The organism is Psychrobacter sp. 78a-MNA-CIBAN-0178, from assembly GCF_040309625.1.
Classification (GTDB): domain Bacteria; phylum Pseudomonadota; class Gammaproteobacteria; order Pseudomonadales; family Moraxellaceae; genus Psychrobacter; species Psychrobacter okhotskensis.
Genome location: NZ_JBEOOZ010000075.1, coordinates 1 through 761, shown reverse-complemented (window position 1 = coordinate 761; position 761 = coordinate 1). Strand labels below are relative to the sequence as shown.

Sequence of the window (761 nt, the reverse complement as noted above, 5' to 3'; positions counted from 1 at the left end):
ACCACCACTGAGATTGTAGAGAGTATCAAAGAGCTCTACGATGTCGACATCTCAAGCACCCTGGTTTCAAGAGTCACTGACAACATCTTAGAGGACATCACCGCTTGGCAGAACCGGCCGTTAAGCAGTGTCTATCCTATCGTCTATCTAGACTGTATTGTCGTGAAGATACGTCAAGATAAACAGATTATCAACAAGGCTATCTATCTGGCACTAGGTGTGGGACTTAATGGTAAAAAAGAGCTGCTTGGTATGTGGCTATCAGAGAATGAGGGCGCTAAGTTCTGGCTGGGTGTACTCACTGAACTACAAAACCGCGGGGTGCAAGATATCCTCATTGCCTGTGTCGATGGTTTAAAGGGCTTCCCTGATGCCATCAATACCGTTTATCCCAACGCTCAGGTTCAGCTGTGTATCGTACACATGGTGCGCTATTCGATGAAGTTTGTACCTTGGACAAATAAAAAGGCAGTAGCGGCTGATCTAAAGGCTATCTACGGCGCTGATACGCTTGAGATAGCAGAGGCTAACCTTGAACACTTTGATGAGGTATGGGGCACTGAGTACCCGCATGTGGTTAAGTCTTGGCGCAATAACTGGGAGGGCTTAACGGTGTTCTTTAATTACCCTAAAGACATCAGAAAAGTCATATATACCACCAATGCTATTGAGTCGCTAAACAGCGTGATTCGGACGGCGGTGAATAAGCGTAAGGTGTTCCCCTCTGATCAGGCAGCATTCAAAGTGGTGTACTTAGCCAC

General features: G+C 46.5%; 1 protein-coding gene. It reads left to right on the top strand.

All coding sequences use genetic code 11. The features are described 5' to 3' along the window. Positions 1-761: IS256 family transposase (locus tag AAEY80_RS14300; RefSeq protein WP_350588519.1), on the top strand; the 761-nt coding region annotated here is incomplete at both ends.